This is a genomic window from Neolewinella lacunae, assembly GCF_014349155.1.
Taxonomy (GTDB): domain Bacteria; phylum Bacteroidota; class Bacteroidia; order Chitinophagales; family Saprospiraceae; genus Neolewinella; species Neolewinella lacunae.
The window spans coordinates 78,684-102,559 of sequence record NZ_JACSIT010000135.1 but is presented as its reverse complement, the minus strand read 5'-3'; the positions used below and the strand labels follow the sequence as shown (position 1 = coordinate 102,559).

General features: G+C 55.4%; 20 protein-coding genes. 10 read left to right on the top strand and 10 right to left on the bottom strand.

Translation table 11 applies throughout. The annotated features are described in order from the left end of the window. Positions 1-14: 14 nt before the first annotated feature. Positions 15-1,607 (bottom strand): phosphoenolpyruvate carboxykinase (ATP), encoded by a 1,593-nt coding sequence (gene pckA / locus H9S92_RS14510; protein ID WP_406612198.1) that lies wholly within the window; start codon positions 1,605-1,607, stop codon positions 15-17. Positions 1,608-1,779: 172 nt separating this feature from the next. Between pckA and H9S92_RS14505 the strand changes: the two genes are divergently transcribed. From H9S92_RS14505 to H9S92_RS14495, 3 genes are all read left to right on the top strand, one after another. Then, positions 1,780-2,883 (top strand): Fic family protein, encoded by a 1,104-nt coding sequence (locus H9S92_RS14505; protein ID WP_187467417.1) that lies wholly within the window; start codon positions 1,780-1,782, stop codon positions 2,881-2,883. Between the two features lie 198 nt (positions 2,884-3,081). After that, positions 3,082-3,390 carry a hypothetical protein gene (locus H9S92_RS14500; RefSeq protein WP_187467416.1) on the top strand — a complete coding sequence of 103 codons (309 nt, stop codon included), beginning with the start codon at positions 3,082-3,084 and terminating at the stop codon, positions 3,388-3,390. Beyond that, on the top strand, positions 3,391-3,840 hold the full coding sequence (locus H9S92_RS14495; RefSeq protein WP_187467415.1) for a type II toxin-antitoxin system VapC family toxin: 450 nt from the start codon (positions 3,391-3,393) through the stop codon (positions 3,838-3,840). Between the two features lie 130 nt (positions 3,841-3,970). Here H9S92_RS14495 and H9S92_RS22685 read toward each other — a convergent pair whose 3' ends face one another. The 5 genes from H9S92_RS22685 to H9S92_RS14470 all read right to left on the bottom strand — a co-directional run bounded on the left by H9S92_RS22685 (position 3,971) and on the right by H9S92_RS14470 (position 7,974). After that, positions 3,971-4,783, bottom strand: a complete 813-nt coding sequence (locus H9S92_RS22685; protein WP_187467414.1) for a phosphatase PAP2 family protein — start codon at positions 4,781-4,783, stop codon at positions 3,971-3,973. 102 nt (positions 4,784-4,885) lie between these two features. After that, the gene (locus H9S92_RS14485; protein WP_187467413.1) at positions 4,886-5,743 is read right to left on the bottom strand and encodes a DUF5777 family beta-barrel protein; all 858 of its coding nucleotides are present in this window, start codon (positions 5,741-5,743) and stop codon (positions 4,886-4,888) included. A 113-nt stretch (positions 5,744-5,856) separates the two neighbouring features. Next, on the bottom strand, positions 5,857-6,228 hold the full coding sequence (locus H9S92_RS14480) for a hypothetical protein (RefSeq protein WP_187467412.1): 372 nt from the start codon (positions 6,226-6,228) through the stop codon (positions 5,857-5,859). Positions 6,229-6,251: 23 nt separating this feature from the next. Beyond that, complete coding sequence (locus tag H9S92_RS14475) at positions 6,252-6,965, bottom strand: c-type cytochrome (RefSeq protein ID WP_187467411.1); 714 nt, start codon at positions 6,963-6,965, stop codon at positions 6,252-6,254. Between the two features lie 13 nt (positions 6,966-6,978). After that, the gene (locus tag H9S92_RS14470; protein WP_187467410.1) at positions 6,979-7,974 is read right to left on the bottom strand and encodes a c-type cytochrome; all 996 of its coding nucleotides are present in this window, start codon (positions 7,972-7,974) and stop codon (positions 6,979-6,981) included. Between the two features lie 297 nt (positions 7,975-8,271). On the opposite strand from H9S92_RS14470, the gene H9S92_RS14465 reads away from it, so the two are divergent. From H9S92_RS14465 to H9S92_RS14435, 7 genes are all read left to right on the top strand, one after another. Next, a complete protein-coding gene (locus H9S92_RS14465; RefSeq protein ID WP_222936118.1) occupies positions 8,272-8,853 on the top strand; it encodes an RNA polymerase sigma factor in 582 nt (193 codons plus the stop codon). Then, a complete protein-coding gene (locus H9S92_RS14460) occupies positions 8,843-10,090 on the top strand; it encodes a hypothetical protein (protein WP_187467408.1) in 1,248 nt (415 codons plus the stop codon). The genes H9S92_RS14465 and H9S92_RS14460 overlap by 11 nt, the downstream gene beginning before the upstream one ends. A gap of 187 nt (positions 10,091-10,277) precedes the next feature. Then, a complete protein-coding gene (locus H9S92_RS14455; protein WP_187467407.1) occupies positions 10,278-12,473 on the top strand; it encodes a peptidase domain-containing ABC transporter in 2,196 nt (731 codons plus the stop codon). Further along, positions 12,473-13,750: an HlyD family secretion protein gene (locus tag H9S92_RS14450; RefSeq protein ID WP_187467406.1), complete on the top strand. Its 1,278-nt coding sequence runs from the start codon at positions 12,473-12,475 to the stop codon at positions 13,748-13,750. The genes H9S92_RS14455 and H9S92_RS14450 overlap by 1 nt, the downstream gene beginning before the upstream one ends. 740 nt (positions 13,751-14,490) lie before the next feature. Further along, positions 14,491-16,848 (top strand): penicillin-binding protein 1C, encoded by a 2,358-nt coding sequence (pbpC, locus tag H9S92_RS14445; protein WP_246463882.1) that lies wholly within the window; start codon positions 14,491-14,493, stop codon positions 16,846-16,848. Between the two features lie 1,122 nt (positions 16,849-17,970). Then, positions 17,971-18,828: a hypothetical protein gene (locus tag H9S92_RS14440; protein WP_187467405.1), complete on the top strand. Its 858-nt coding sequence runs from the start codon at positions 17,971-17,973 to the stop codon at positions 18,826-18,828. 51 nt (positions 18,829-18,879) lie between these two features. Continuing rightward, complete coding sequence (locus tag H9S92_RS14435; protein ID WP_187467404.1) at positions 18,880-20,217, top strand: DUF2254 domain-containing protein; 1,338 nt, start codon at positions 18,880-18,882, stop codon at positions 20,215-20,217. Positions 20,218-20,250: 33 nt separating this feature from the next. Here H9S92_RS14435 and H9S92_RS14430 read toward each other — a convergent pair whose 3' ends face one another. The 4 genes from H9S92_RS14430 to H9S92_RS14415 form a co-directional block, all read right to left on the bottom strand. Then, positions 20,251-20,802 (bottom strand): hypothetical protein, encoded by a 552-nt coding sequence (locus H9S92_RS14430; protein WP_187467403.1) that lies wholly within the window; start codon positions 20,800-20,802, stop codon positions 20,251-20,253. Positions 20,803-21,485: 683 nt separating this feature from the next. Continuing rightward, positions 21,486-21,911 (bottom strand): hypothetical protein, encoded by a 426-nt coding sequence (locus tag H9S92_RS14425; protein WP_187467402.1) that lies wholly within the window; start codon positions 21,909-21,911, stop codon positions 21,486-21,488. A gap of 544 nt (positions 21,912-22,455) precedes the next feature. Then, positions 22,456-22,782 (bottom strand): hypothetical protein, encoded by a 327-nt coding sequence (locus H9S92_RS14420; protein ID WP_187467401.1) that lies wholly within the window; start codon positions 22,780-22,782, stop codon positions 22,456-22,458. A gap of 313 nt (positions 22,783-23,095) precedes the next feature. Then, entirely contained in the window at positions 23,096-23,872 is a 777-nt protein-coding gene (locus H9S92_RS14415; protein WP_187467400.1) for an SMI1/KNR4 family protein, read from the bottom strand. Between the last annotated feature and the right edge of the window lie 4 nt (positions 23,873-23,876).

Below are 23,876 nucleotides of genomic sequence, written 5' to 3'. Positions count from 1 at the left end.
CTTACCCTTCCTTGCTACTTATCCGAACCGATGGCACCTGCGGCCGCGCCCGCTTCCGCATAGGGCCGGTAATTGGCCTCGAAGAGCGCCTGCAACCTGGTGGCTGCCCGGTCGTACTCCGCCTCGTTGGGCCAGGTATCGCGGGGGTTGAGGATGGCGTTGGGCACGTCGGGGCACCGCTGGGGGACGCTGAGGCCGAAGAAATCGTCGGTCCGGTAGGGCACCGCATCGAGGTCGCCGTTGAGCGCGGCCTTGATGATGGCGCGGGTGTAGGTCAGCTCAATGCGGCTGCCCGCGCCGTAGCTGCCGCCGGTCCAGCCGGTATTGACGAGCCAGACGTTGATCGGGGTGTCGTTTTCGGCGGCCGCGTCGAGTTTTTCGCCCAACATGCGGGCGTAGACCGTGGGGTGCAGGGGCAGGAAGGGCGCGCCGAAGCAGGCCGAGAAGGTCGCCTGAGGCTCGGTGATGCCCGCCTCGGTGCCCGCAATTTTGGCGGTGTAGCCGCTGATGAAGTGGTACATGGCCTGCTCCTTGGTCAGGCGGCTGATGGGGGGCAAAACGCCGAAGGCATCGCAGGTGAGGAAGAAAATGTTACGCGGCAAATCCCCCCGCGAGTTGTACATGATGTTCTCGATGTGGTTGATGGGGTAGCTCACGCGGGTGTTTTCGGTGATGCTGGCGTCGGCGTAATCGGGGGTGTGGCCGTCGGGGCGCACGACCACGTTTTCGAGCAGGGCGCCGAAGCGGATGGCGCGGTAAATCTGGGGTTCCTTGGTTTCGGAGAGGTCGATCACCTTGGCGTAGCAGCCGCCTTCGAGGTTAAAGACGTTGGCCTGGCTCCAGCCGTGCTCGTCGTCGCCAATCAGGCGGCGGTCGGGGTCGTTGCTCAGCGTCGTTTTGCCGGTGCCGGAGAGGCCGAAAAAGAGGGCGGAATCGCCCTTGGTGCCCACGTTGGCGGAGCAGTGCATGGAAAGCACGTCGCGTTGGGTGGGAAGTACGAAATTGAGGACGGAAAAGATGCCTTTTTTGATCTCGCCGGTGTAGGCCGTGCCGCCAATGATGATGGTCTGTTTGCTGAAATTAATGACGGCAAAATTTTCCTGCCGCGTGCCATCGGTGGCCGGGTCGGCCAGGCAGCCGGGGAAGGCGTAGATGGTCCAGTCGTCCGTCAGCAGGTTCTTGATCTGGCCGCCGTCGGGGCGCAAAAACATGTTGTAGGCGAAGAGGTTTTGCCAGGGCTGCTCGGTGTAGACCTTGACGTTGATGCGGTATTTCTGGCTGGCGCAGGCGTAGGCGTCGCGGAAATAGACGGTATCGAGGCCCTGGGCGTAGGCCAGGATTTTGCTTTCCAGGCGCTCGTAGTCGGCTGGCGTGAAGGGGATGTTGACCTTGCCCCAGTCGACCTTCTCGCGGGTCAGGTCGTCTTCGACGATGTAGCGGTCGCGGGGGCTGCGGCCGGTGAAGGTGCCGGTGTTGATCATCAGGGCGCCTTTATCAGAAAGGCTTCCCTGCCCGGTTTTGATGGACGCTTCCACCAATGCGGCGACGGGCAGATTGCTCCGCAGGTTAGGATGTTGCATGATTTGGTTTTGTTGTTTGGTTAGGATAAAGCTTAAACGAAAACGGTATAAGGCAGGGCAAAGATAATGCGTAGGGGGGAGAGGGGAAAGGCGTAAAGGGGGGAAGGGGGCGCGGGCGCAGGTGCAGGGGTGGGGGACACAGTACAGAGTAGCCGCATGCAACGAATAAGCGCTATATTAGACGCAGAATATGCAACGAATGAGCGATTTCATTCAGCAACGGACCGATTGGCCTACCTTCATCTGGGAAAGCGATGCGGTCATCAACTTATTGGGTGAAGCCCGCAACCTCCAGGGCAGGCTGGTCGGTAAAATGGAATCTTTGGGCTTCGACCTTAGGAACGAAGCGGTGCTGAACACCTTGACGCTTGACGTAATAAAAACATCCGAAATTGAGGGGGAATACCTCAATCCTGACCAAGTCCGCTCCTCCATTGCCCGCAGATTGGGAATAGCCATAGAAGGAGCGGCAGACTCGGACAGAAATGTGGATGGTGTAGTAGAAATGATGCTGGACGCTACGCAACATTGCTTCGAGCCCCTTACCCCCGAGCGGCTGTTCGATTGGCACGCAGCCCTATTCCCCACGGGAAGAAGCGGGATGTATAAGATTAGGGTGGCTCATTGGCGGGAAGACACCACCGGGCCCATGCAAGTGGTTTCGGGCGCAATGGGAAAGGAAAGGGTACATTTCCAGGCCCCCGACTCCGCCCGGGTGGAAAAGGAAATGAACCTTTTTTTGGACTGGTTCAACAATGATCCTTCGCTTGACCTGGTATTAAAAGCGGCAATCTCCCACTTTTGGTTTGTGACCATCCACCCTTTTGAAGATGGTAACGGCAGAATTGCCCGAGCGATTACGGACATGGTATTGGCCCAATCGGATAAAAGCAAGCAGCGCTTTTACAGCATGTCCGCACAAATAAGAATTGAACGCAAGGGGTACTACGAAGTGCTGGAAAAAACACAGAAAGGGGATCTCAACATCACCGCCTGGATGCAGTGGTTTTTATCCTGCCTCATCAGCGCTATCAAGTCTACCGATTCGCTGCTGGTCAGCGTTCTATTTAAAGCCGACTTTTGGTCCAGGCACGCCAAAACATTGATAAACGAAAGGCAACACAAGCTATTGAACAAGCTACTGGACGGAATAGACAGGAAGATGACTTCATCAAAATGGGCAAAAATGGCAAAATGCTCAAAAGATACGGCGATCCGTGACATCAACGATTTGATAGAAAAAAACATCTTGCAAAAAGAGGCAGCAGGCGGTAGAAGCACCAATTACGAGCTGAAAACCTGAAACCAGGGAGTCGCCAGTTTGCCACCCGCAGCCCTTGCACTTACTCTGTCGGGAAAACTTGCTATCTTTAGGCGGACTAAGCCTAGGCTTGGCACACAAAGGCTTCGGAAACTTCCCACTTTATCGCAAGACGTATAGTCTGACCATCCTACGCAACCAAGCAGAAGCCATCAGCGTTACAGCACTAAACAGAAAGGCATGACAGTAGAAGCAAGAAAGAAAAACATAATTGACAAGATAAAAAAAGTCAAGGAAAATTGGCTGCTCAAGTCCATTGAAAAACTGCTTTCCGATGTTGAAATCGTGGAAGGCGCTGAGCCTTTGGAGGACAGTGAAAGCAATGGTGACTTTTCTTTCTACGTAGGTAACATCGAAGAAAATGTAGATGTCCAGAAGATCAAGGAGGAAAGGCCGTTAAAGAAATTAGATGTTCCAGCGTTTGAGGAGATGGCAAACGCATTAGAATGGGAGGAATCGTTAGAAGAACTATTAGAAGACTTGCGATAGATGAGATATACTCTGGATACCAACGTGCTTCTGTTTTACGTCAGAGACCAAGACACCAGAAGATTTATTGAGGAGAATTACGCACCTTTCGGAGACGAAAATGAATCTATCATTTCAATTGTTTCCGTAGCAGAAATATATTCTTTAGCAGCAAAACACAAATGGGGTGAAATAAAATTAAAAGTGGTTGAAAAACTATTAAACGACTTGATAATAGTTGAAATAAGATACAAGGACCTCATAAATATGTATGTAGACATCGAGACTTTTAGCAATAAATCTAATCCTGCAAAAGTCAAAAAGGGTAATGCCGTAAAAATGGGGAAAAATGACATCTGGATTGCTGCGACAACCGCAATTACGAACAGTAAGTTGATTACGTCAGATGACGATTTTGACCATCTCGGTGGTGAGTATTTTGAAGTTGTAAAATACACATCAAAGGGCTAAAGCCAAGCAGGTGGCCCCAGAATTCGCCTTCACCCCTGAACCAAGCCTACGGCACCATCCCCTCGCCTACCCTCGCCCCAACCCTGCACCTGCGCCCGCGCCCAGCATGAAATACTGCGAAGCAAGAAAACTATCGCAGTGCATATACCAGATGCAGGCCCCCTGGAGATACCGCTAAGCTGGCCCGGTCGCGGAAGAAGGTTTTTTTGTGGAGGGTCGGTACCAATAAGCCGATGCCAGCCCCGATGGCGTAACCGGCCAGCACATCGGAGGGATAATGCTTGGCCGCCCGTACGCGCAGGAACCCGGTGACGGCCGGCAACGTGGCCGCAAGCCCCCAAACGTAGGGTTTCAGCCGGCTTTCCGGGTAATAATCCGCAAAAACGCGGGCAAAAAAGAACGCACCAGAAGCCGCGCCGGACGTGTGGCCAGAAATCATCGAAGAACGGTCTCCGCTCAGCACTGCCCGCTCGGGATTCCAGTCTGGATTCAATACATAAGGACGAGAGCGCTGAAAGGAGACTTTAGTCAGGTTCGTAATGCCCTGGTTGGCGAGCATCGTTTCCGTAAAGAGCAGGGTGATTTTGCCCAGGTCACTGCGGGAACGACGGTCAATGGCCAGCAGGGCCGCCAAGCCCGCCGAGGCGTACATGGTATAATTACTCAGCTTCCCCGCCGTGTGGTCATTATACCGAAACATTACCTCGTCAATCTCAGGATTGAAAAGATCATTTTGCAGAATGGTGCCTAAGGAAACGGGAGCAATATCCTCCCGCAACTCCTCGGCCTTAATCAACAGCCCGGCGCTCAAGGCAAAGTAGGGCGCCTCCCGCCGCAAGGAAAGGTGGTAAGGGCCGCCGTCCCGCTGCGCCCAGCCCCATTCGGGAAAGGCCAACAACAGCAGGAGAACAACCAATAAATGCGTTCGGGAAAAGTTATGCACGGAGAAAGATTAATTCTGGTTTATTGAATTATGCAAAGCACAAGAGACCAATAACTAAGCGCTTTCGCAAGCGCCAGTAGCGGCCATTTACTACTCCCCACGTCAATACCGCCGGCCTTTCAGCTTGAAGGTCCGGACCATATTGAAGCCCAGGTGAATATCTCCGTCCAGCCAATTGCCGTTCGTTTCCCCGATGAATTGTTTTTCGATCATGGCGGTGCTGTTGGTGAGGTGCAGCTGAAAAACGTGGCTGCCGGTGTTGATGTCTACCCCCACGGAAAGCGGATTGGTGGCGCCCACCAAAACCTCACCGGCCAGGTGCTGGTAATATTCGCCGGTAAGGGCCAGATTTTTGGAGACCTGGTAGCGGAACGCCGCCCCCAGCGCAATCAAGTCATTGGCCTGGTTGCGGGCTTCCACCAGGTTGTAGTGCACCACCGAAGGCATGAGCTGAACGGAGAGGCGGTCGGAGAACTTACGCGCCGCGTAAAGCTGGTAGGTAAAAGCCAAACGGTTTTGCCAAACCAGCGGGCGGGTCGGGTCGGTAACCGGCGAGGAATTGTAGGCCGTACTGGCAAAAAAGGTGAGGGAAAACGGCACAAAACCCTGGCCCGGCAACCGCTGCCGCAGCAAACGCAGCTTCAAAAAAGCATCGAATTCTTTACCCAACGAACTGCGCCCGGCACCCACCGTCAGCGCATTCCGGATCCCGTAGTCGAGGCCAATGCGGATGTTCGCCTGGTCCAGACCAAACAACTCGTTGAAGCCCTCGTTGAAGCGGCCAAAGCGGTGGTTGACGATCATTTCCATCTCCCCCTGCCGCAGCAGTTCTACGGAGTGGCCATTGATGACGCGGGTACCGCGGAAGGTAGCCGTAGTGAATTTGTCGGCCTGGGCAGACAAAGCCACCGGTACGGCAGCGAGCAGGACGATGGCTAAAAGGCGGAAAGTGTAGAGCATGGCTAATGAGTAGCGGCCGCTGGGAAGCAGCGTAGTGCAATGAATGTTTGGTGGGTGGGCGCTGGCAATCCCGGGAAGCGGATGAGATGGCAAATTTTTCTCTGCACCCCCGGTCAATTGTTCAGCGCCCCGGCCTCAATCCAGGCCGTCAGCTTTTGCAAATCGCAGGCGGGAATGGAGCCTCCGGAAGGCGGCATGGCGGGGAAACCGGGCTGCCGGCCAGCAGTGCCCAGCAGGGCACCGTTGTTGACGTAGGGCAGCACCCGGCTGTAGCCTTCGAGGTTGACGTTGCCATCCGTACGCCCCACCCGGTGGCAGCGGGTGCAGTAGGTGGTCAGGAGCGGACCAACGTCCGCCGAGTAGGTCACCACCGTCACTTCGCAGGAAGCGGGGTCTTGCGCGACATACTGAAAAAGGTCCTCTTCATTGTCGTAATAACAAGCCGTGAACAGGAACAGGAGGGAAAGCAGAGCAATGGGCCGCATAGGATTGGCTTGGTTAAAATGCATTAGTTGTTTGGCGCACCCGCCTCGATCCAGTTTCTCACCTGCGCTACACGGCATTCGCTCAGGGCACTGCCCAGCGGCGGCATGGAGGCAAAGGAAGGCTCCTGACGAATGGCACCGAGGAGGGTGCCGTTCCTGACCGTAGCCAGGATGTTGGCGTGCGAGGACAGATTGACGCCGCCATCCTGGCGGTTGTTGCCGTGGCAGCCCGCGCAGTAGTCCTGGAGCATCGGGAAGATCTGACCGCTGAAGGTGAATACGCTCGGGTCGCAGGGAACGCCGCAGTCCGTGTTCTTGGCCCCTTGGTTGATCCAGTCCCGGATGACGTTTTTCTGCGTCGTCGTCAGCGGCTGGGCCGGCGGCTCGGGCATGAGGTCATCACCGTTTTCCGTAATCGATTCGTATAAATCGCTGCGGTTGGCGTTGCCTGGGCGGACTTCCCGCAGGACGCTGGCGTAGTCGACCAGCACGACCCCATCGCGGTGCGAAGCCCGGTCGTGGCAACCACTGTATCCACAGGAAGCCACCATGATGGGCAGGATCTGGTACTGGAAAGAGATGGTGCCTTCCGGGCAAGGATTATTTTCCCCGGGATCAATCACGATGGGATCTTCCGGGATAATGCCACTGGCGGGCAGGATGGGATCGGTCGTGCAGGCGGCCACCAGAAGGAGGCCCAGCAGTCCTCCGAAGAAGAAAAAGGGGGTGATTTTCATGGTTGCGCGTTGCTTATTTTTTTGCCCGGAGCTCGATGTAGGCCCGCAGGTCCTCTACCTGTTGTTTGCTCATCCGCTCGGCGGGGTAATGTGGCATGTAGGGGCGGTGGCCGGGGATGGCGTAGGTGCCGTAGGCGATGATCTGGTAAAGCGAGAAATGGGAATCTTTGGGGATCATCTTGTTCAGGTGGCGGAAACTCAGCTGGTCGTTCCCCAGGGGGTAGTGGGAAACGCCGCCGGCTTGGTGGCAGTGCAGGCAGCTGAGTTCGTAGAGGTCTTTACCCCGGCTGGGGTTGCCGCTCAGGCCCGGATAGCCATCCTGCTTACTGGGTGGGGAATCGTAAAAGTGGGCCGGAGATTGCTGGGCGTAAAAGCTGCGCAGCCACTGGCGCAGGCTGTCCCGCTGCTCGGGCACGGCCAGGCCCTGGTTCAGCTTTTCGAGGTCGGTGGGGCCCAGGCCGAGGTCGTCGAGGGTAAATTGCAAGGTCCAGAAGTAAGCCAGCACGGCGTCAATTTCCCAGGCTTCCATGGGGCGGCCCTGCGAGCATTCCACGGCGCAGAGCTGAATGGCTTCGCGGAGATCGCCATGAGCGCGGCCAATTTTATCCGCACCGTACTTGCGCACGTAATCGTCGTTGTACCACGATTCGCGGTTGACGATGCCGCGGAAGGTGCTACCTTGCAGAAAAGGAATACCCTTGGCCTTCACGTAGGGCAGGCGCGCTTCGGGGTCGCTGAAGCGCAGGTCGGGGTCTTCGCGCTCGATGTTGTGGCAGGAGGTGCAGGAATAGTACTTGCTTACGAAATCGGTCCGGCGGCCCTTGGCATCGGTCGTGCGGCCTTCCAAAACAATTTCCCTTCCTTTGCGCGCGCTCTCGGCGTTGGGCGGCAGGTAGTGGGCCGGGGCGGGTTCGCCCAGTTGGCGCAGGGCGCTGGCCACGGGGGTGCTGCCCACCAGGCTACCTTCCACCGCAGAAAGCAGCAGGGTGACCGCCAAGACCAGTAGCATGATGATTAACTTCTTCAAGGTGGCTGTTGGTGGGCGTCCGTTTTAGTGCCCACTTCCGCCCAGTACGGGAAGCCCGGAAAAAAGGTTGCCCGCAGCCGGGGGCGGCCGGGCGGGGAGCGAGGAAGCCGAAAGCTTAAGCGACTGCAAATCAGCGCGTTTCAACACGAAATGGGCTGGCAAAAAAAATGAAAAATGCAGCGGGCGCGGACGCAGGTGCAGGGGTAAGGCCGAGGGAGCGGGGGCCGACCAACCCCCGAGGCAACCATTTTGACGCCAAATGCGTACGGACCAAAAAAGATGTTTACTGTGCCGGCAAGTCCAGCGGAAGAAAAGATGGGGCTGATCATCAACGCGTGTCGCACTGGCAACCGCAAGGCCCAGGAAACGCTTTATCAGCACTATTTCAGTTATGGGCTGAGCATCGCCCTGCGCTACGGCCACGACCGCGAGGAGGCCCGCGACATATTGCAGGAAGGCTTCTACAAAGTCTTTTCCGGACTCGATCACTACGACCCGGCCTTGCCCTTCAAAACCTGGCTCCGCCGGGTGCTGATCAACGCGGCCATTGATTACCTGCGCCGCTACAAACGCCGGCCCGAGGAGCTTTCCGAAGACCTCCCGCCAGCGTCCAACAGCCACAACGACGGCTGGGAGCACCTGCAATACGACGACGTCCTGGCCGCCGTCTGCCAACTATCGCCGGCCTACCGGCTGGTCTTTAATCTTTACGCCATCGAGGGTTTCCGCCACCGGGAAATCGCCGAAAAACTTTCGATCTCTGAAGGAACTTCTAAATCAAATTACGCCAAAGCCCGGTTACAGCTTCAGCAGTACCTGAAGAACAAGGGCATTGACCAAAGCAACTGGTATGAAAGATGATGCTTTCGCAGACCGGATCAAAGACTTGCTGGATGCGGAGCGTCCCCAGGCTTACGAGCCTGAGGAATGGCGACGGCTGGCCCGCCGCCTCGGTTCCGGTGCCCAACATCCTCTGCCGTGGTGGCAGCGCTGGTTGCCGCTGGGCTTTGGTCTGGTGGTGGCCCTGCTGGCTTGGCAACTCTGGCAACAACGGGTACTGGCGGGCGAGGTGACTGCCCTTACGGCCCAACTGCACCTTAGTCAGCGCAGTTCTTTCCAGGCCGCAGCGGATACCCAGCGGCGGACTACCATCATCTCCGACACCCTCTATCTGCGCAGTGCAGTGGACGGGGGACAGCGGGCGGCCTGGGCTGGCTGGCCCGGGACCTGGCCCGGCAGCCAGGGCTTGAAGATTGGCAGACAAGCCTTCGGCGCAGAACCCGACCCGCTGGATGCCTCGCCCGCCGCCGGCTTCCGACGCTACCTGGCAGAACAGGGCATCACGAGGGGCGAGAAAGGACCTACTTACCTCACCAATTACCTCCCTGCCTTGGGTATCACTCCCTTGCGCGTCCCATCCCCTGCTTTCCCAACGGAGTTGGCACCTGCGGCCGCGCCCTGGTCCATGCCCCGCCCTCCGCTGTGGCTGCGGATAAAACCCAAACACTATACCTTCAGCCTCGGCGTGGGCAGTTTCATCGGTCTGCCCTACGCCAACGACGACGCCAACGCCATGGGCAGCGCCGCCCTGGAGCTGTTTCCCAGCAGGCGCTTCAGCCTCGAGCTGGGTGCGAATTGGCTGCCCCGCACCTTCAGCTTTGAACCCGACGACCACGAACCACCCACCGACCTGCCCGTGCTGCCCCCGGACTATCCCTGGGACGAACTCGAAACTGTCCGTGGCAATCTCCACCTCCTGCAACTGCCCGTCGGGCTGCGCTACTACCCCCTGCGGCGGGAACGGCTGCGGGCCTTCGTCGGTGCCGGCATCGTGCCGATCCTCGGCCTGCCCTCTTCCCTGCGCTACACCTACGAAGACGACGACGATGATTATTATGACCTCATCAACACCCGGGTGATGCCCGCCGGATTGCGCATCGGCGCCCTCTATGGCAGCCTTGGCCTGCAATACGGAGTTGGCGAACGCTGGCAAATCGAAGCCAGCGGAACGCTGCAACGCGGCATCGGATCCTTTGATTATCCCTACCAAAAACCCTCCCTCGAGCGCTGGCAGTTGGGCATGGGGTACCGGTTTTGAGGGAAAGGAAATTTTGCAGGTGCATACTGCTCCCTTACCAGTAGGGCAAAACCACCCTACACCCGCTCACCGCTCCCTCAGCTTTGCCTACCGATCCCCCCGCCGTTGGCTCCACCTACCCGGGGTCGACCGGCGGCCCACTGCGGCACTTGCAGCCTGAGCGTCAATCGATTATCTTTGCTCGGATATGCTGCGATTTACCTATTACCAACAGCTGGAAGAAATGGACTGCGGCGCGGCTTGCCTGCGCATGGTGGCCCGTCATTACGGCCGGTACTATAACCTGGAACACTTTCGGGAACGGACGCGCATCAGCCGCGAGGGCGTCAGCCTGTTGGGCATCAGTGAAGGCGCCGAAAGCGTGGGGTTTCAGACCCTCGGCCTGCCGGTTTCGCTGGAACAATTGGAAAATGAAATCCCCCTACCCTGCATCCTGCCCTGGAATGAGGAGCATTTCGTAGTGCTGTACCGGGCGCGGAAGGGGCGCTTTTACATTGCCGACCCTGACCCGGCCATCGGCAAACGTGAAATCGGTGAGCAGGAAATGATCCGCCACTGGGCCACGCAGCAAAATGCCGACGGCAGTTTTTCCGGCAACGTCCTGGTCCTGGAAACCACTCCTGATTTCTTCGCTAAAGACCGCGAAGGCATCGATAAAAGCAGCTGGAAATACATCCTCGATTATTTCCGCAACTACAGCATCCTGCTCTGGCAATTCGTGGCGGGGCTGGTGCTGGCCAGCATCCTGCAGATTCTGCTGCCATTTTTACTGAAGAATATGGTGGACTTCGGCATCGTCCACGACGATTTCGACTTCATCAAACTGGTGGTTCTGGCCCAGGGCATTTTGCTCCTCTCCACTACTGCGCTGGTGGCCCTGCGGCGGTACACCATGCTACACATTGGCGGGCGGGTCAACGTAAGCCTCGTTTCCGACTACATCCGCAAGCTCACCCGCCTGCCGCTGGAGTTTTTTGACAGCCGCAGCCGGGGGGATTTGCTGCAAAGGATCAATGACCACGAACGCCTGCAGAACTTCCTGACGGGGCCGACGCTCATCCGCGTATTCAGCATTTTCAACTTCCTGGCCTTTGCCGTGGTACTGGCGCTGTGGAGTACGGCGCTGTTCGTCATTTTCATCATCGGCATGGCCCTCAACATCCTCTGGGTGAGTTGGCTGGAGGGGCGCAAGCGCGACCTGGATTTCAAGTTCTTCGAGCAAAGTGCGGCGGGCAAAGAGCAGCTCATGGAGATCATCGACGGGATGCAGGAGATCAAGCAGGGCAACGCCGCCCGCCAAAAGCGCTGGGCCTGGGAACGGCAACGCGCCGGCCTCTACCGCACCCGCCTGAAGCTGAGCAACATCGACCAGTGGCAGCGGACCGGCGGCACGGCCATCAACCAGCTCAAAAACCTGATCATCACCCTGGTGGCGGCCAAAGCCGTGCTCGAAGGCGACCTGACGCTGGGGACACTGGTGGCCATTCACTACATCCTGGCCCAATTGGACAGCCCGATTGACGACTTCACCGAGTTCGCCCGCGGTTTCCGCGAAAGCCTGATCAGCCTGGAGCGGATGAACGAAATTCACAACAAAGCCGACGAAGAAGACGAATCCCACCGGCTGTCGACCATCCCCGGCGATGGATCATTGGAGCTCAATAACGTCGGTTTTCACTACAACCTGCCCAACGCGCCGCAGGTCTTGAAAGGCCTCACCGCCGTCATTCCCGCCGGAAAAACGACCGCCATTGTGGGCAGCTCGGGGAGTGGAAAATCAACCCTGCTCAAACTTCTTCAGGGCTTCTACCAACCGACGGAGGGAGAAATTTTGCTCGGGGGCACCAACCTCGCGACGATCGACAAGCGCTACTGGCGGTCCGTCTGCGGCGTCGTTTCCCAGGATGGCTACATCTTCAGCGATACGATTGCGCGTAACATCGCCTTCGGTGAAGCGTACGTTGATCAGGACCGGCTCCTGCGGGCGGTCAAGATCACCCAGATCGAGCGCTTCATTGATAGTCTCCCGAAGGGTTACGCCACCGTCGTGGGCGAAGGCGGCGTGGGCCTCAGCAAGGGCCAGCAGCAGCGCCTGCTCATCGCCCGGGCCCTTTACCACCAGCCGAAGTACCTCTTCCTGGACGAAGCCACCACCGGCCTCAATGCCTTTACCGAGGTGACGATTATGGACGACTTGTTTGATTACATGCAAGACGCCACCATCGTCATCGTTGCCCACCGCCATTCTACTTTTGAACGCGCCGACCACATCATCGTGATCAACGAGGGCGTTATCGTCGAGCAAGGCACCCACAAAGAATTGATGGGGGCCCGCTCGAACTATTTCCGCCTGGTACGCAACCAAACCCTGCTCGGTAACTGATGGTCGGCTACGAAGAACATATGCCCTACGACCAGCGGAGCCAGGACATGGAAGAAATCCTCGGCACGCCCCCCACCTGGATTGCCCGCTGGGGAACCGTCGTCCTGATGGTCATCATGGTCTTGCTCATCCTGCTCGCCTCGGTATATACCTACCCCGACGTAGTAACCGGGCGGTTAACGCTCACGACCATCGACCCGCCCCGCCCGCTGCGGGCCCGGCAGGATTTCATGATTGATCGCATTGAAGCGAAGAACGGGGATTCGGTGGCCGCCTCGCAGGTCATCGTGGTGGCCAGAACCCAGGCTGACTTTTTCGACGTCTCCACCCTCGATAACCGTCTTTTTTTGCCGGGCGACGAATCCGACCAGGGCCTGGCGGAGTTCAGTATTCCCGACAGTTGGAACCTGGGCGAAATAAAGGAGGCCGTCTACGAATTCCAGGAAAAGCAGGAGATTTATAAGAACCTGAAAGAGCGCCGCCTCGACGGCCTCACCACCCGCGAGCTGCAGCAAAAGATCGTTGCCCAGGAGCTGACCGTGCGCCAGGAGCGCCAACGCCAGGGAGCCCTGGAAGACGAACTGGAACGCACCCGTGAGCGCCTCTCCCGCGAAGAGCAGCTGGCCGCCGATGGGCTGGACAACCGGGAGCAGCTCAACCTGGCCCGCCGGAACGTGGAAATTGCCGAAGACCGGCTCCAGGCCAGCCGTACCCTGGTCCGCACGGCCAGCTTCGACATCGAGCTGATGCGCAACCAGATTGAAAGCTACCGCGACGGGGTGCCGAGTACCCTTTTGCAGGCGGCTTCGGACCTCCGCAACAGCTACGATGCCCTGCGTGCCGCCGTCTCGGGCTGGATGCAAAACTACACGGTGATGAGCCCGGTCCGCGGGATGCTCCTGCTCAATCGCGACATCCGGCCCGGGGCCTTCATCCTGCGCGGCGACGACATCGCCACCATCATCCCCGCCAACCCGGGAGACATGATTGGCCGCATCCGCCTGCCCGTCCGGGGATCCGGCTCCGTCGCCAACGGGCAGAAAGTGATGGTTCGCTTCGACAGTTACCCCTTCCTGGAATACGGCTCGGTGGAAGGGCGCGTAGTGCAGAAAAACGACCTCCAGCAGGACGGTTTCATCAGCGTGGAAGTGAGCTTCCCCAAAGAACTGCTCACCACCACCGGCAATCGCCTGGTGGCAAGTCCGCTCATGGAAGGCGAAGCCAGCATCATTACCGATGAAAAGCCGCTTTTGCGGCGGTTTTTTGATCGGTTTTAGGGGGGGTATCTCTACCCAGCTTTTGACCCCTCCCCCAACCCGTGCGCTACGCGGCTGGCTGCGCCGGTCCCGCAGGCGGAGGGGTGACCCAAGCACCATTCTTTTGACGTTAATGGAATGTTTTTCAGTCGCTAGAGTTTCCGTGGTCTGGGCGCCCCTCTATACCCCTCCCCCGGCCCCTCCCCGCAGGCGGAGGGGTGACCCAAGCACCATTCTTTTGACGTTAAAGGAATGTTTTTTAGCCGCTAGAGTTTCCGCTCAAAAGTCTCTCATTCTGCGCCAGTGATTAATCACGGGGAAAGCGATAGCAAAAAGCGGCCTCTTTTTAAAAACCTCACCTAAAAAACTGAAAATCAAACCTTTGCGTCTCCCCTCTCCTGTGGAGAGGGGTCGGGGGAGAGGTATAGAGGGGTGACCCAAGCACCATTCTTTTGACGTTAAAGGAATGTTTTTTAGCCGCTAGAGTTTCCGCTCAAAAGTCTCTCATTCTACGCGAATGATGAATGACGGGGAAAGCGATAGCAAAAAGCTACCTCCTTCCAAAAATCCAACCTAAAAAACTGACAATCAATCCCTTGGGTCACCCCTCCCCTGTGGACGCGTTTTCTGGGGTAGGGGCCCCAGAAATAAGCCGGGGGAGGGGTACCACCCGCACCTAAAAAACACTCCTTATAAATGAAAAAAGACCAGAGCAATCCCCCACCCTCCCTCCCGTATCTTTGCCCCCCTAAACCATCCCCATGCGTTTTCGCGCAAAAATCCTGGCTGCTTTTCTGCTGTTGTTCGGCTTCGGTTATTGGCTGTTTTGCCTGCCGAATCCCTTGTTTCGGGCACCACTTTCCACGGAGCTGCTCAGTACGGAGGGGGAACTGCTCAGCGCCCGGATTGCCGAAGACGGGCAGTGGCGGATGCCGGCGGCGGACAGCATTTCCCCGAAACTGGCCACGGCCGTGATCGTCTACGAAGACCGGCGTTTTCACCGGCACTGGGGCATCAGCGTGGCCGGCATTGTCCGGGCGGTACGCGATAACTGGCGGGCCGGCCGGGTCGTATCCGGAGCGTCTACGCTGACGATGCAGGTAGCGCGCATGGCCCGCGGCAACCGACCGCGGACCCTCTGGCAAAAGCTCATTGAGGGCATCTGGGCCACGCGGCTGGAGGTGCGCTATTCCAAGGAAGAAATTCTGGACTTCTGGCTGGCCAACGCGCCGTTCGGGGGCAATGCCGTCGGGGCCGAAGCCGCCACCCGGCGCTATTACGGTCGCTCGCCGGCCAACCTCAGCTGGGGCGAAGCGGCGACGCTGGCCGTCTTGCCCAACAGTCCCGGCCTCATCCACCCCGGCCGCTCGCGCACCGCCCTGCAGGAAAAGCGGGACGGTCTGCTCGACGACCTTGCGGAAGCCGGCTATCTCGACCGGGAGAGCGCCGACCTCGCCAAGCTCGAACCCCTGCCCGACGCGCCTTATCCCCTGCCCCGGTCGGCCGACCACCTCCTCGAACGACTCCGCATTCAGTACGGCGCCGGGCGCTACACCAGCAGCCTGGAGGCCAATCTCCAGCAACGGCTCAATGACCTGGTCGAGCGCCACCACGACCGGCTGGTGGGCAATGAGGTCCACAACGTTGCCGCCACGATCACGGAGGTGGCCACCGGGCGGGTCCTGGCTTACGTCGGTAATGTCCCCAACCTTGCACCTGCGTTCGCGCCCGATGTCGATATCGTCACGGCCCCCCGCAGCTCGGGCAGTTTGCTGAAACCCATTTTGTACGCCCTGGCACAGGAAGAAGGCCGCCTGGCCGCGCGGCAGTTGATGGCCGACGTGCCGACGAGTTTCAACGATTTCCAGCCCGCCAATTTTTACAATGAGTTCGACGGCGCGGTGCCTGCCGACGAAGCGCTGGCGCGCTCGCTCAACATCCCCTTCGTCTTTTTGCTGCGCGAATACGGCGTCCCGCGCTTCCACGCGGCGCTGCGCGAATACGGATTCCGGCAAATCAGCCAGCCGCCCGACCACTACGGCCTGTCGCTCATTCTGGGCGGCGGCGAGGTGACCCTGGAAGAAATCACGACCTGGTTTTTGGGCATCGCGCGGCAGCAGCGCTACTACTACGAGCGGCAGGGGCAGTACGCCCGGGCCGACTTCCTGCCCCCCACCCTGCTGGATGCCGAACGCCGCGCGCCGCTGGCGGAACTGAGCCGCAACGCCGGGGCCATTGGCGCGGGGGCGGGCTGGAAAACCCTCCAGGCCATGCTGGAACTGAACCGCCCCAACGAAACCGGCGGCATGGAACGCTTCAGCTCCCACCGGCCCGTGGCCTGGAAAACGGGCACCAGTTTTGGCTACCGCGACGCCTGGGCGGTGGGCTGCACGCCCGAGTACGTGGTGGGCGTCTGGAACGGCAACGCCGACGGCGAGGGCCGCGCCGGACTGGTGGGCGTGGGCGCGGCCGCTCCCCTGCTTTTTCGCATCCTGCGCCTGCTCGAAGAGCGCCCAGATGCGGGCCCCAACTGGTTTGAAGCACCCTTCGACGACCTGATTTTGGCCACCACCTGCCAGCAAAGCGGCTTCCTGGCCGGTCCCGATTGCCCCACCCAGGAAGAATGGCTGGCCCGCAACGCCGAACGCGGGGCCGTTTGCAACTACCACCAGCGCATTTTTCTGGAACCCTCCGGGCAGTGGCAAGTGCGGCAAGACTGCGGTCCGGGCCCCGCCAGTCCCACCACCTGGTTTGAACTGCCCGCCCGCCAGGCCTGGTTCTACCGCCGCAAACACAGCGACTACCAAGCGCTGCCGCCACTGCACCCCGACTGCGGCGGCAACCCACGCGCACCCGGCGGCGCCATGGCCTTCCTCTATCCCCACCAGGATGGCGCGCTGAGCCCGAGCAAAAACTGGACCGGCGCCGAAGAAGGCATCTATTTTGAACTGGCCCACCCGGACGACCAGGCGAAGGTCCACTGGCACCTCGACGAGCAGTACCTGGCCACCACCGAGACTTTTCACTCCCTTTCGGTTCGCACCACGCCGGGTCAGCACAGCATTACGGTCGTCGATGATGCCGGGCAGCGCCTCGTACGGCACTTCACGGTCAGGTAGTTGGCAGCCTTTCGGGTACTTTGGGCGCGGCCGCAGGTGCTCCCCCCCGCCCCCCCGAAGGGGGGAGCAGTCGCTTCGAGAGCAAGGAGAGGCCCCCACCTAAGCTAGATCCGGAAAGGAAAAATTCGCAGGCCGAAAATGCTTGGACGTAACATGTTGCGGAGGAAACAGCTGGACGCTTTCCAAATTTAAGTTGGACCTAACCAAGAAAAAATTCCACAAACTTCGCCACGAATCGAAAAGCAAAATTTTGTGCTTCGGATCCTGCGATTTGCCGTGAAGGCCGTCCAGATTTGGGTTAACAATGCGGCTTAGACTTCGCATCTTGATTTCATACCCGCCCGCGTATGTTTGTACCAGCAAACGGAAGAGCACAGTGTTTTGGCCTCCCGGTAAGAAGGGCACAATGAATTTCTTAACCGCGCCACCAACCTTCTCCCCGCTTGTCTTTGGCATTGGCATGATCGACTTTAAGCTTTATACGTGGCGGCTTCCCCATCGGGAGGCCGCTTTTTTTTGGGGTAGATTGGTCGACTTAGGGAAGGTCTGCGTATTCGTTCAAAAAGTGGGGGGGGGCGGGGGCTACGTTTACTTGTGTCTGAATTGTGGGGAATGAACCAGCTACTTTTCAATGGATGCTTCCAGGGTCTCATTTTGGATTTTCAGTTGGTTGTAAGACCCCTCCCCAGTCCCGTGCGCTAGGCGGCTGGCTTCGCCGGTCCCATGTGGGAGGGATGCCCAGGAGCCATGATTTATTTTGTTTAAAATATTGATTTTCATCAGATTGTGCGTTAACTATCTTTGCATAAATAGTGCCTACCTCCTTCACTCTGGGTACTAAAAATATTTTCCTCAAGCACGAAAAATGACAAGAGAAGGTCACCCCTCCGCCTGCGGGGAGGGGCCGGGGGAGGGGTAATATCCTGTGGCCCCCCCACTTTTTTGAACGGATACAGGTCTGCTTTGGCTCAGGAGTTATACTCCTCCAACTGGAGCAGCACTTGATCTAGTGGATACGGCGCCCTGGGAACTATCGCAAAGCTTACAGTTGGGCGCTAAACGTTAGGGGCGGAAGGCCCCGGGGCTTACCTTCGTTGGTGTCCTTTTTACACTCCCCCTCGTATGCGCTACGTTTGCTCCGTCCTGTTCTTTTTGCTCTTTAGTTTGTCACTGGTGGCTAGTCCCTGGCCCCGGCAGAAGGGAGCGGCCTACCTGAAGTTGTACGAATGGTGGTTGCGTTTTGACCAACACTACACCAGCACCGGTGAACTGGACCCCAATGCGACCCTGGGATTGTACAACACCACCCTCTACGCAGAGTATGGCCTGACCGACCGCCTGACGGGCATTGTCAACCTCCCCCTACTGAGCCGGAGTACGATCAACGCCCAGATTTCGGGCACCCGCGGCAACGTCATCACCCCCGGCGACGCCATCAATGGCATTGGCGATGCCGACCTGGCCCTCCGCTACGCGCTCAACAAACCGGGCTCGGCCGTACCCATCTCCGCCACCCTCACGCTGGGCATCCCCCTGGGCGAAGACGCCGGTGGGGAGCAGGGCAACCTCCAAACGGGCGACGGCGAATTTAACCAGATGCTGAGCATCGCGGCGGGCAAAAGCCTGGGGGCTAATGCCTTCCTTGCCGCCAACGTTGGCTTCAACAACCGCACCCAAGGATTCAGCGATGAGTTCCGCTACGGACTGGAAGGTGGCTACGCTTTCGTGGGCCGCAAACTTTGGCTGATTGGCCGATTGACCGGCAGCAAATCTTTGCTCAACGGCGATACGGCTGCTACCACCAGCTCCACCAGCATCTTCAGCAACAATGCGGAGTTCCTGAGCCTGGGCGGAGAGGTGAACTATTACCTCACCCCCAAACTGGGCTTGAGCGCGGGCGCTGCCACGGCGCTCAGTGGTCGGGTCATCGCCGCTGCGCCCGTTTTTTCCGCCGGCGTATTCCTGGATCTGAACAGATAAGTCCGCTTTGGGCTTGTAGGGGTGGCATAATTGCCTTTATTTACCCCCCGTATGCAAGATTATTCCCGCTGGGTCCTGGGTTGGATCAAAAATTTGGGCCGCAGCGTCGCCTTCCTGCCGGCCCCTATGATGTTTGCCGGCATGGTGATCGGGATCGGGCTGTACTATTTCGAGACGAATACGGACATCAGCGCCAAGATTACCGAGTCTTTTCCGGCTGTAATGGTCAGCAGTCAGGAGACGGCCCGCAACATCCTGGGCCTGTTCATCGGTGGCTTGATCACCCTGGTGGTCTTCACCTTCACCCAGCTGATGAACCTGTTTAATCAGGTGGCCAACAGCTACAGTCCGCGCCTGTTGCCCTTTTTTACGGGTGACCGCTCCCTGCAGTTCACGATGGGCTTTTACCTGGGCACCATCATCCTGACCTTGATTGTGCTGCTCAGCATCCGGGGCAACGACGACGGTTACGTGCCCAATCTTTCGGTGCTCATCTGTATTGTGCTGGGGATTGCCAGCCTGGGGATATTCATTTACTTCGTCACCACGGTATCGCGAAAAATTCAGGTCGATAACCTGATCCGGAAAATCCACCAACTGGGCTTGGATTTCATCGACGCCGACCAGGCCCGGGAGGGCTACGCGGTAAAGACCTTGCCCGCTGACCTCGGCAATTGGTACGTCGTCCCCTCCCCCATTGACGGGTTCATCGGGACGGTCAATTTCTCGCGCCTCTCCGAGCTGGCGGCCAAGTACGAGACCCAGTTTTATCTCAGTACGGCCAAGGGTGAATACCTGCCCAAGGGCCATCCCTTGTTCCAGAGCCAGCGGGTGCTGAAGGAAGAGGAGGTACAAAAAGTTCTCTCCGCCGTAGCGCCCATCACCCAGAAATTTGACGACTGGTACTTACCCACCCTCCGGCTGTTGGTGGAGATTGCGATGAAGGCGATGTCGCCCGGCATCAACGACCCCGGTACGGCACTGGATGCCATCGACCGCATCCACGGCATGCTCGGCCACCTGCTCGGCACGCCCATCCCCAACCATTACGCTGCGGAAAAAGGTGGGGCAGTGTGGTTCACCAACAAGGACTTACCGGCAATCCTGAACGACACCCTCTCGCACCTGCGCACCTACTGCCGCGCCGACGTGGTGGTGAGCCGCAAACTGATGAAAATGCTCTTCCAACTCCTCAGCCTGGCGCAGAGTGAGCCAGCGGTGGAGGCGGCCCTGCGGGAGGAAATCCAGGCCCTGGCCGAAGACATCGGCCGCCACATCACCAATGCCCACGACCGCGCGACCATTGCCCGGGAGGTTTGGGCCTACCGGGCGTTTGTGGCGGAGTTTCCGACGGAGATGGATTTTTTGGGGGTGGCTGGGGGGGAGTGAGGGAGGGGATTATTCGCCAAGGCTACAATAACCTTAGTGACATCCTACACAATTTCCTATCTCCAAAGGACCATTTTCCGTTGTCCTATTATTTATTTTGATCTTTTTCCCAAAAACTGTCATGAATAGCCAATCCGTTACTTGTTCATATTCCGCACTATCTAAAACTCCGTTTTCCTTTTCAAGGAACTCTTTAATAAGTAGGAGTTCAAATTTCGCAGTGTCGGAGATTATATTTTGAGTATTTTCAAGTTTAACAAAGCACTCTTCCCTATTGTCACTCGCAAATACACAAAGGGAATTATCCGAAAAATGCAATTTGAAACTACCATCAGTCGTTTGGTATCCATTTTTTGTTAATTGGTAATCAATGTACACCCATGGCGAACCATTTGAATAATCCATAATAAGCAGTATACTATCACGAACTATTAGCAATTTATCAAAATAGCTATGGCCATTCTCGCTTACGCGATAAAAATAACCTGACTGGTCAAAGTCAGGTTTCTCCTGGCTAAAACAACCAGCCAGAAATACACAATAAATCAACAAAATTTTCTTCATAAGTAGTTTATTGTTAAACATATGCGAGTATTTATAATGTTTTTAGCCGTTTGCCTAATTGAGAAAAAATATGAGGCATATGTTGCCGCTGCTTTCTTGTCTGAATTAGGATTTATAGGATCTGAAGATTTGCAGGATTTAAGGGGAGGGTGGCTTTTTGTCTGCGGGAGAGGGATGGCAGCAGATCGGGGCCGCAAGGGAAGGCTATGATATGCAAACGCGGCTCATCTTTTAATCTTAAAATCTTTAAGATCCTAATTCAGACAAAATGTGACTGCTATACCAATAAATCTTAGTTTGGAAGGACTGATCAATGGGCAAGAACCAACAGACTAACTAGGAACCAACGAATTAGATACAACATTAAAATGTCTGCCAAAGAAAAGCAAAGATACGATAATAATAGATAAAACTGCGCCCCAACACCATTCCTTCTTTGTGAGGAAGAATATAAGGACTGCAAGCTGCAGTAAAAATGCGGGCACGTAATCCCATACACTGTACTCAGCATGCGGCCCAAGTCTATACAAAACAAAAGTAAATATAGAAGCGTATCTCAGTATAATGAAAGCACTAAGGTTGCAAAGTACAAAAACTACAGTTTTAATTGATAAAATCATTGCGCTTATTTAACTATGACAAGAACACCAAATTAATTTTTCACTGCACTTTGAAAGTCATTACAATGACTTGAGAAACTTTACTTATTTTTTATTTTTCGGCCTCACCTCTTTTAGGAGAGTATTGGAATACTTGTACGATGTGTCAGAGACGTACAATCGTATGTGTCCTAATTCTTTAATTTTTGCAGGCAATAACAGTGCTTTAATTAAGAACCTGTATCGAAAAGGCGTTCCTTCATGTTTTGAAATGAAGACTCTGTCATTATCAATTTTTGGCTCTAAAAGTATAAATTTTGTCTCAACCTTCTCGTCTGCGCCTCCTATAGAAAGATAGATGAACTCAATGGAATCGGCTTCCGTGGCATCAAATTCAACGAATACTGTATGAACAAATTCATCCGAACAACTTTTCCCAACTGTATACGACAGCGAATCCAGAACGATTTGCCCACAAAGCCCTGTTGAACAGCCCGCCAACCCAATTAATAAAATTAACAAATACCTCATATTTTATAATTTATGGAACAGGAGGAATTGGTTGTGAAGAGAAGTAGGACGCGCTGCTGTCGTGCGGCTAAGATAATGGTTTTTCTGAGTGGATGGAGAGATGGAATTTGGCGCGGTACCGGGTTGTGCTTCGCAGCTACCATAGTCAAATCTTGAGGAGCAAAGTTCAGACTAATAATTGCCGTTAGTTTTTTGTCTGAATTAGGATTTATAGGATTTTAAGATTTACTAGATGTTGGGGAGGGGTGATTTTTTAGCTTCGTACAGAGATGGCGGTAAATTGAGGCACAATGGGAAGGCGCGGTATCTGATAAGGAACGCGCCAGGGCTGATCAGTAGCGAAGCTGGGGATACGCACTGCAAACAGGAAACGGAAGGGCGAAGCAAGCCGAAGGCAGAAGCCTCTAAACAACAAAAGACGCTCACGCTCTGAGGGGGCAAAAATCAAAATTATTATTTTTACCAACCAACTTTCAGCGGAGCTGCAGAAAAGTTCGATTGATAGGGGGCAAGCTACATGGCCTGTAGCCTGTGTTGTCGGTAGTTATAATTCTATTATTGTACCACCTTTGATTTCTTTTAACTCCTTGCATTTGAGATCGGAATAATACCTGAGTTTGTATTCAGGACCAAGTTCAATGGAAATCAATCTCATCAATTCAATGCCTTTAATATCATACTGAGAAATTTCGTTGTTGCTTGGAAGGTTACGGCCAATTACACTTGAAGGATACTGATCAACCCATTCCGTGATTTGCTTCTTTAAACCATTTGATAGCGGAATCTTATCCAATTCAATGAATCCTTTGAACTCGTCTCTAACACCGGTGCCTCCCAGTTCGCCATCAATTGTTAAATACCTATGCTTCATGTTGAATTACCGACAACGTCCAGGCTACGCGCACACCCAACCGAATGGGAGGCTTGCCGCATAGCCGTTGTTAGACACTGGCCAAATCTATGCCATCCTCTCCACCCATCCAAATCTTCTGGCACAAAACTATGGCCAATCACGCTTTGGCCCATACTTCTCCAGCGGAAAGCTGCTGGGGCTTGGGGGAGATTTGGGGAGCAACTTGTGCCGCGGGTCGTTTATTACGATTGAGAGGGGGGCTGGTGGCTAACAGGAGCGCCAACGCAGCCCCGCCCAAGCGGGGTTCACGGTGGCGCATTGTTCTGTGAATTTATTTTTTTGTCAAAGTCCTCAACATGTCAATAAACGTAGGATAAATAGATTTAACATCTAAACTACTTTCTGTTAATAAGAAAATCTCAGGATTATTATCTCTTGGATCCTTCTTAAACATGAACCACGAGCATCCTTGGCTACTTAAGAAGATAAAATAATTGTTTAATTCTTTTCTTACTTCATCCCATATAGGCTCAAAATATTGACTAGCGTATGCACTTTCTTTGTATGATCTCAATTCAAATGGAGAATGATCTATTCCAACAAATACATTATTCCTTTTGCCCATTTGCTTGAGAAACTCCAGATATGCGGAGGGCAACTCTGAATATTTACGACCAAAAACTCTTCTCAACTCTTCAACTGAAAAACCTTCGTCATCAATATTTTTCAATTTATTTATTGTTTCGCCAATAGATTCCCCAGAATTGTCATTATAGATTTCAATCGGTATATCTTCTTGCAATCGTTTAGTTATATACCACACTTTCTCTCTTTCAAATTCACTAATCTTAGATAACGGAATACTATACCAATGAAACATTCCATCTTCCTCATCTCCTAAAGAAATAACATCTCTTGGATCGTCTATTTCTCTTATCCTTTTAAACCTTTTAATATCTCCGATTGAATTGTACACTATTGATCTACAGTACTGGATAAAATACCCCCCGACATCAAGTTTTTTAAGTTCATTCACTACATAGGTAGAAAAAGCAATACTACTTTTTTCTTTTAGAAATTCTAGAACATCCTTCGGTATAGTATTCATTTCA

Coding starts and splice junctions, on each gene's coding strand:
- H9S92_RS14470 (WP_187467410.1), bottom strand. CDS start 7,974: ATGCTACTGGTCTTGGCGGTCACCCTGCTGCTTTCTGCGGTGGAAGGT.
- H9S92_RS14495 (WP_187467415.1), top strand. CDS start 3,391: ATGAGATATACTCTGGATACCAACGTGCTTCTGTTTTACGTCAGAGAC.
- H9S92_RS14435 (WP_187467404.1), top strand. CDS start 18,880: ATGCAAGATTATTCCCGCTGGGTCCTGGGTTGGATCAAAAATTTGGGC.
- H9S92_RS14480 (WP_187467412.1), bottom strand. CDS start 6,228: ATGCGGCCCATTGCTCTGCTTTCCCTCCTGTTCCTGTTCACGGCTTGT.
- H9S92_RS14465 (WP_222936118.1), top strand. CDS start 8,272: ATGTTTACTGTGCCGGCAAGTCCAGCGGAAGAAAAGATGGGGCTGATC.
- H9S92_RS14430 (WP_187467403.1), bottom strand. CDS start 20,802: ATGTTTAACAATAAACTACTTATGAAGAAAATTTTGTTGATTTATTGT.
- H9S92_RS14425 (WP_187467402.1), bottom strand. CDS start 21,911: ATGAGGTATTTGTTAATTTTATTAATTGGGTTGGCGGGCTGTTCAACA.
- H9S92_RS14485 (WP_187467413.1), bottom strand. CDS start 5,743: ATGCTCTACACTTTCCGCCTTTTAGCCATCGTCCTGCTCGCTGCCGTA.
- H9S92_RS14420 (WP_187467401.1), bottom strand. CDS start 22,782: ATGAAGCATAGGTATTTAACAATTGATGGCGAACTGGGAGGCACCGGT.
- H9S92_RS14475 (WP_187467411.1), bottom strand. CDS start 6,965: ATGAAAATCACCCCCTTTTTCTTCTTCGGAGGACTGCTGGGCCTCCTT.
- H9S92_RS14440 (WP_187467405.1), top strand. CDS start 17,971: ATGCGCTACGTTTGCTCCGTCCTGTTCTTTTTGCTCTTTAGTTTGTCA.
- H9S92_RS14415 (WP_187467400.1), bottom strand. CDS start 23,872: ATGAATACTATACCGAAGGATGTTCTAGAATTTCTAAAAGAAAAAAGT.
- H9S92_RS14505 (WP_187467417.1), top strand. CDS start 1,780: ATGAGCGATTTCATTCAGCAACGGACCGATTGGCCTACCTTCATCTGG.
- pbpC (WP_246463882.1), top strand. CDS start 14,491: ATGCGTTTTCGCGCAAAAATCCTGGCTGCTTTTCTGCTGTTGTTCGGC.
- H9S92_RS14460 (WP_187467408.1), top strand. CDS start 8,843: ATGAAAGATGATGCTTTCGCAGACCGGATCAAAGACTTGCTGGATGCG.
- H9S92_RS14450 (WP_187467406.1), top strand. CDS start 12,473: ATGGTCGGCTACGAAGAACATATGCCCTACGACCAGCGGAGCCAGGAC.
- H9S92_RS14455 (WP_187467407.1), top strand. CDS start 10,278: ATGCTGCGATTTACCTATTACCAACAGCTGGAAGAAATGGACTGCGGC.
- H9S92_RS14500 (WP_187467416.1), top strand. CDS start 3,082: ATGACAGTAGAAGCAAGAAAGAAAAACATAATTGACAAGATAAAAAAA.